Genomic DNA, 6360 nt, shown 5'->3' with positions numbered 1-6360 from the left:
CTCATTCGGGATTCCCTGCTTCGTTGACATACCGTCAATCAACGTCTTTGACGCCCTATGACATTCACTGCGTCTGAACAGACGAGCGGCTCTCCACCTGCAACCACGATACCTGCCAAATCGGTGCTCCTCACATAACCACGCCGTGCAAGCGCTGGTCCAAGACTTACCACGACATCGGCGCCGCGCTGCGGAGATCAATCCGATCGGACGCTTCGCTACCGCAGACTGGTTGATGATGCAAACGATAGGTCCGTCGGCCGACCATACGCACTTGCACCCTGGTAACCGCAGCACAAGGGCGCTTAGGACTGATCACCAAATCGCTGACGCCCCTGCAGTTAAGCGTGGTCGCGCCGCGTGGATGCGCAACAAAAGAACCCAAAACGCGATATCGAGCTCGCCTTGATCAACGCGTGGTTGATCAATCGCGCGGTCCGGTCGTCGAGCCTTGCCTGCTGGCAAGGTGCGCCCTGTTGCGGCTGCGCCAAGCTGCGGGATGCCGAAAGCGCGATCACGCCACTCCAGCCGGACGGTAAGGTGTCCTTGCCACCGCCTGACGGCCCGTTCCGCAGTACGTTTCACTTGCAGCCACCAGCGCGAGTCGGCCGGGCTTCGCCTCCCCGCCAGGACGGTCCAGCGACTTCTGCACCTGGAAGTCGAAGCCCCAGAAGACCGCGAAAGGACCCACACTCGATTTGTCGATTGCATCAAGCTCGCGCGCTGGCTCGCGGCTTTATACCGCGATCTTGGAAGCCGAACACCACAGTAGTCATCGCGACGAAGCCGTAACCGATGGCGTGCCGAGAGGTTTTTCTTCCATAGTGAAGACATCGCTCGCTTGCTCCCTACTAGTCCCAAGCGCCCTAACCAATCAGCAAAGAGCTCAGGAGGTGTCGTCCCTGTCTTTGCCCTTGTGACGGAGCAAGTCACGATAGCCGCCTCGCATGAGGCGCAACCCCATCTGGACCAGGCGGATGGTCCGGCTGCGCAGATCGTGTGTTTTCCACCCTCGATCGGGAATGCGAGGCTTGCCAAACAGGCCTTGCGCAATGTTGCGATAGCTGTTGCCTTCGAGCCACCCGTCCACTGCACGCAAAGCGAGGACGTGATCCCGATCGATTGAGCAAGAGGAGGCCGCCCAACGGGGCGCTGTTCGAGTGCCAACCAAAATCGATGTGCAGCCTGCAAACGGAGGCCCAAGTTGCGGTCGAGCGGCAAATCGAGGGTAACCAATGATGCGCGCGATGGGAGTTCTGTTAGACAAAGCCGATGCTTCGCTCCTCCGAGCGGCACGACCACATGCCATCCATCCGGCGCCTCGCGAAGCTCGCTGGCTGCGAGGTCGGCGACATCAAGCCTGTATGGATTGGACGCGGTCGAGCAAGTCGCCGTGCGGACGTTTAGCACGGTCGGCAGCGCCTCAGGCGACCAGAAAACGGTTTGCTTGTCGAACATCTTCTGCGGATCAGCCGCGAAACGTCAGTCCCCACTTCCGTCGGAAGTGATCCGTCGGGCTGGATTGTTTAGCGCTGGGCAGGGCCCGGAAGTCTTTTTGATATTCGCGATCGCGCGTAGCCACTCCCAGGCGATGTCGACAGTTTCTGCTTTCTTGACATCGTGGTATGCGCTCTCTGATCGCCAATCCGCACCTGACATCGCACTATTTTCTCCGCATGTTCTGAGTGCACACGCAAGGAAACAGCAGGCTTGTGACGATTTGTGGTTGCAGTCGTGCAGCCCTTCGACATTGCACTCACACGATGGAACAATCAACTTTTTCGATTGAAAGAACTCACCTCCGCTTCGGAGACCGTCGCTCTTTAGTTTTAGCTATTGTGAGGCCTGCGAAACATCGAATGCTGACACGCCGAAGCAATGAATTGCGACCCCATAGGAATCCGATGAGGGGATTTCTTGGATCCATCAACCTCGATCCAAGCGTCGAGGCCCAGCTAGGCCGTGAGACTCGCACGTGATCCGGCCAACTTGGACCAATAGGCGCAAGGCCTTGGTTATCGGTAGCTCAGGCGTTCCATCTCATTGCAGCACGCACGGCCTAGCGTCGCAGGCAAGCCGAGAGACTGCTGCGCGTCGCCCGGCCCAGTGGCGCCGGCGATAACCCCATCGTGGCTCTTGTATGATTCCGCGGCAACCGCGCCCGGCGTCGAACAGGAAATCCAGATAGATCCGCGGAGGGATCGCCGCGGCTCCAGCGGAAGATGCTTAAGGTGCCGATTGTCCTGACGATTGAATACGCCCTAGTCCTGACCGAGGGTCCGACTTGGGCCGGCAGTGGGGGACACAGCAGGTAATCCGGAATGAAGCGAACAGCTCGCCAGGGTTCCCGCAGACATGACCTGGCCATGGCGTTCCACTACAAGCTGAATCGATCGGGGAGTTTTAAGCTGCTCCTCCGGGAGATGTGCCTCGCCAAGGAGGCTACCGAACGACCGCTAGCGAGGTACCGTTCTCGGACGTCCTGACCGTTCTGCGGCTCAGATCGCGCAGGCGGCACGCCGCGGCTATGGATCGCTTGAAGCAAAAAATGAACAGCATCGGCCCGCAAGCCAGCTCGCTGATGTTCCTGCCAGCATTGCGAGCGTCGGCGTCCCCCATCATCGAGTCGATGAGGATGACATGATGGCAAACTCGCGCCCGAGCAGTCGCAGTCAAGGCAATTATGCTTCGAAGCGGAGCCGGCCCTTTCAGCGATTCAGTGTTCGGGACTCGCAATAACCATCCACGATGCAATTGGCACATTCCGGAAATGCCACGGATTGAGTATCGAAGAAGCGCGGCAAGTCACGTCTGGGCCGTGAGGAGCAAGTCCTTTGGGAGTTAATCAAACGCGTGCCGCTCGCGCGCTCCCGCTCGTTCGAACGACTGAGAGCATGCACTTGACCGACCGCGACAATCGCGATGATCAAAGCCGGTTGTTGACGCGTCGATTTCGCTCGCCCGAGGACGAGTACGAAGCAAAGGCGGCGCGCGGTCACGACAGAATTCCGGCGGAGCATCCCGCAGCTGGTAGAAGGCCCGGGCATCCCGTCTTACAAGGATTGACAAGGCTCGGCGCTCGGCAATGAGGCTGCACGCCGACCATTTCATGCTGCCGCACACCGTGCGATCTTCACGGCGGTAGATGCGTGCTGCCTCGACGGGCCGCGCCTCAGCCTCTCGCTCGAGCGCCAATCGGCAATCGGCAGCTCAAAGATGATGTCGATTGCAGGACCCATCTTGAGGCAGCGCCACAGAGCAATGAAAAATATCCCTGCGGGACTCTTGGAAAGTCTCATTGTTCTAAGCCACGCTCTGCGAGCAGCCGGTGCATGACCTCGCCTTTAATCTCGCCTGCGATTTGGTTTCGGACCTGGGCTCCGACCACCCGCTCGGCATCGACGTCGCCCACCAGGCCATGTTCGGCCAGTCGCTGATCCAGACGGCTTTGGAACTCTTCGCCCATGGCTTCGACGAGCCGGTCCTGCATCGCTGCATGTTCGTCCGGTGCGATGCGCCTCAGCACCGTCTCCCAAGGTTGCCAGCGCGTTGACATATAGTCCGTGAATTCGTTCGCTTCCCGCTCCCGGACCAGGTCCAGCGCCTCCGTCGCGTCATCCTCGCTTACACGAGAGACCGCCAGGTATTGCATGTTAGGGGCGAGGTGACTCAGCTCGAGCGGCTCGCGCAGCCGATGTTGATAGGCCAGGTAGACTTCGATCTCGTCTAGGTCCGGGTAGACGCTGAGGAGCGAGTTGACCCTGTCGCGCGCGATCTCGTCAAGCGCCTCCAAGCGGAACGCAACACGGCCGCGCTGGATCAGTTCGCCAAGACGATCGTCATAGACGCCGTCCTCGACGTCAGCGTTGAGGCGCGCGGTCTGCATACCGTTCCAGTGCAAGGTAACTCGATCCTCGCAGCTCAGGTTGGCCTCGGAAGCCTGTGCAAAAAACTGCTCGCGCAATCTCGGATTGGCCGCCGCCTGCCGCAGATCATCAGCCACTCTCTGCCGAAACTCGTCATTGCCGTAATTCACGGTTCCTCGTAGCCTCTCCAGGAACTGCGCGTAGTCCTGGGCGCCTGGCTCATCCGCAAAGTGCTGCCATTCGGCCAGCGTCGCCGGGTCGTCTGCGAGCCAGTGCGCGGCAGCCTCATATAGAGATTGCTGCGCAAGCTGCGGTGGCGCTTCAGCCGCCGCCAGATTAGCGAGGACGTCGTCCGGCAGCGGGTTATCCCCGAACTCGAGGTTCTCCAAATGAGGGTAGTTGAAACTAAGATTCGGTACCAGACCTTCGAGAAGATCCTCAGGCAGGCTGGTCAGCCGGTTACCGCTGAGATTGAGCGATTGGAGGGTGCTCGGAAGGGGGTCGGGGAGGCTGGCCAATTGATTGCTGCTGACATCGAGTTCAATGAGCCCCGATGGGAGGGAGTTGGGGAGATCGGTCAGCTGATTGCCACTAACCGCGAGCGAGGTGAGCCTGCTCGGGAGAGCGTCCGGCAGGCTAGTTAGTCGGTTGTCGCTTGCGTTCAGGATCTCGAGCCCAGCCGGAAGGTTGGCCGGCAGACTGATCAAGCCGTTATCGGCCACCTCCAGCCGAGAGAGGGTCGCCGGAAGAGCTTCCGGCAAACTGGTCAACCGGTTATGGCTAATGAGAAGATGCTGAAGACCGGGTGGAAAGCTAGCGGGCAGGCTGCTTAGCTCGTTGTGCCTGGCGCGCAGTTCCAGCAATCTTGGCGGCAGGGCGGCGGGCAAAGCGGTCAGGGAGAGGGAGGACAAATCCAGCGAGTGCGAGCCCGTGTTGTCCGCCCCCCTAATTCGTGTGTGCCCCTGTCGCCGATTCTCGGCTTCGCCCTGCCCCTCTTCGGTAACCCAGTTGTCCAGGATCTGCGCGCGCGCGGAGGCCGGGGTCCGATATCCTGTCATGGCTTCGACCAAATCCGCCACGGCTCGGCTGAAGCCGCTGAGGTAACTTTCCTGCTCCCCCGCCTCAGAAGCGGCCGAGGAAGAACCTGCACTCCACTGTGCCTGTCCTGTGTTCATCAATTTCTCCATCGTCAGAACAAGAATACCCCCGCTTCTCCAGGTCGCGAAGCAGGCGGGTTGTCATGATCATTCGAGAGCCAGCGCACGTGCGCTGCGGCTCCCGCCCGACTCGAGCCGGCACAGGGTCACACGCGGCAAACTGATCGATACTGCTGCGAGGCTTCCTGCCATTTCGTTGACCAGATAAGTCCCGGAGGACTGTCAACGTGGCAGCGTTCTGCCCTTAGCAGGCCTACCTGTCGATCAGCTGACGAGTGTCGCTGCAGCGCGTGGGGAGACTCGTCATCCAGACAACACGATAGTTGAAGGTGAACGCGGGCAGGATGAACTTCTCGCCGATGCAGGTCGTCGTGATGAGATAATCCGAGGCGCATGGGGAGGTGGCGCGTTCCGATGATAGTCAATTGGGTACCTGCCGGAATCTAGGCTCTGACCAACGTTTGATCAGTTGACGAGTGTCGCTGCAGCCCCAGGTCGCTCGGTTGCCAGAGGTGATCGAAGCAAGCCGGTTTGAGGTTGAACCGGTCAAGCTTCGCAAAGACCAGTTTGGCACGGATTGCCTTGGCATAGGACACCGCCAGCGCTTTGGCGTTCGGAGCGCCTGCCACTTTTCGTTGCCACGTACTCGGCCGAAGGCTCCACTGGCCGCGGTTGAGATGAGGCGCCAGCCGCGCTGGGCTCTATGCCTAAGGCGCTCCTGCCTTGGTTATCCGCGGTAGCGTGGAGGCGGAAGAAAAATCGCCCTCAGCCATCATCGAGTCAGTGCTCCGACAGATATGCCGGCTTCGATGCCATCGTTGCCCCTTTTCCGGCGATAGCTCTTGTCAGCTTATCGAAAGCTAAGTGTCTTAGGCCTACAACGTATCGTCGTGGACTGAGCCTGCTCAGTCTCGTAAGGAGATTCAATGGATCGTTTTCAGGCAGAACAGATTCAGCGCGGCGATGTGATCCCTTCCGGGTCCTCCGAACAAGAGGACCCGGGAAGCGGGGCTACGGCGCAGTGGGACGGAGTCGTAACAGGCTATGCAGCAAACTCGGCGGATTCAGCCCATGCGGAGGGAGACGAGAACGAGGTGCTTGAGCATTGGGCTGCAGAACCGGAGGTGGGTCCGCTCGAGGATCGTGAAGAGGCGGTAAGGCGACTGAATGCTCGGGGTGAGGCCACAAGAGTGGATCTCGAGTCGCTGTCTCTTACTAGCCTGCCTAGACTTCCGACAGGTATCGTCGTGCTCGATGTGCCCTTCAATCGGCTTACCTGTAAAAGAAGGGACTTGAGCTGACAGTGAGTGCTTTGTCGCGGCAGGTGTCCGACAAAG

Annotated in this window: 3 protein-coding genes and 1 pseudogene; 1 reads left to right on the top strand and 3 read right to left on the bottom strand. The window is 59.8% G+C overall.

Annotated features, from left to right (window positions below; all coding sequences use genetic code 11):
- Positions 1–886: 886 nt before the first annotated feature.
- From WN73_RS12330 to nopM, 3 genes and pseudogenes are all read right to left on the bottom strand, one after another.
- Positions 887–1309, bottom strand: a complete 423-nt coding sequence (locus WN73_RS12330) for a DUF2285 domain-containing protein (protein WP_271552974.1) — start codon at positions 1307–1309, stop codon at positions 887–889.
- Between the two features lie 159 nt (positions 1310–1468).
- Positions 1469–1659 (bottom strand): annotated as a pseudogene (locus WN73_RS44570) (transcriptional regulator domain-containing protein).
- A 1636-nt stretch (positions 1660–3295) separates the two neighbouring features.
- Positions 3296–5041, bottom strand: coding sequence for a T3SS effector NEL-type E3 ubiquitin ligase NopM (nopM, locus tag WN73_RS12325; protein ID WP_271552973.1), 1746 nt, complete (start codon positions 5039–5041; stop codon positions 3296–3298).
- A gap of 908 nt (positions 5042–5949) precedes the next feature.
- Here nopM and WN73_RS12320 point away from each other — a divergent pair.
- A complete protein-coding gene (locus WN73_RS12320; RefSeq protein WP_271552971.1) occupies positions 5950–6324 on the top strand; it encodes a hypothetical protein in 375 nt (124 codons plus the stop codon).
- The last annotated feature ends 36 nt before the right edge of the window (positions 6325–6360 follow it).

This window comes from Bradyrhizobium sp. CCBAU 45394 (assembly GCF_028128655.1).
GTDB classification, from domain to species: domain Bacteria; phylum Pseudomonadota; class Alphaproteobacteria; order Rhizobiales; family Xanthobacteraceae; genus Bradyrhizobium; species Bradyrhizobium diazoefficiens.
This window is presented reverse-complemented; position numbering and strand designations above follow the sequence as displayed.